This is a genomic window from Xanthomarina maritima, from assembly GCF_008084905.1.
In the GTDB taxonomy this organism is placed as follows: Bacteria; Bacteroidota; Bacteroidia; order Flavobacteriales; family Flavobacteriaceae; genus Xanthomarina; species Xanthomarina maritima.
On sequence record NZ_VSFC01000007.1, the window covers coordinates 1 to 742 of the forward strand.

Below are 742 nucleotides of genomic sequence, written 5' to 3' on the forward strand. Positions count from 1 at the left end.
CCTGCTGCATCTGTAGCTGTTACGGTAACCTCAGTAGTACCCACCGGGAAGAAATCTCCTGGTTGGTGACTATAGCTAATAGTTCCTCCTGAGCCGCCTCCTGATGAATTTGTATAAGTACCTATTGGGAATACTGAAGAACAAGAAGCATTTGTTGTACAATTATCTGTTGCATTAGCTCCACTAAAGGTCCAATTCCCTGGAACAAATGTCGAGCCATCTGGTCCTGTATTGTTGCTGCGATATGCCCAACCATCTGTATAATTCCATCCTGAATTACCTCCTGTAAGCGCACCAAATGTATCTATTACACTGCCATTATAAAATAACTCAATGGCATCATCTCCATTAATTCCAGCGTCAGAATCAGTATCGGTTGGTGCAAAACCAAAATAACTAGTGAATGCTGTTATCTCAGTTGATATATAAATTCGGTCTCCTGCATTTGCTGATCCACTAAAAGTATATTCTTGACCATCTGTGCCTCCTCCATTATTTGCAGCTCCAAATCCGTATAAAGATAAATCGGCTATATCTGATATCACATAAAACTCTACCACTTTTGGTATTCCTCCTGTTATTGGTCCATCAAAGACACCTGATATAACCATTGGTGAAGATGGTGCCGTACCTCCTCCAAATGTGGAACAATTATCTGTAGCTGTAGCTTCAAAGTTTACTATGGCACCACAGTCGCCTAAATCATTACTTACTGTAATATCTCCTGGGCATGTAACCACTG

1 protein-coding gene is annotated in these 742 nt (G+C 41.0%); it reads right to left on the reverse strand.

Annotated elements, in window-relative coordinates:
- A partial coding sequence (locus FVF61_RS01260) for an HYR domain-containing protein (RefSeq protein WP_148452437.1) occupies positions 1 to 742 on the reverse strand: 742 nt, incomplete at both ends.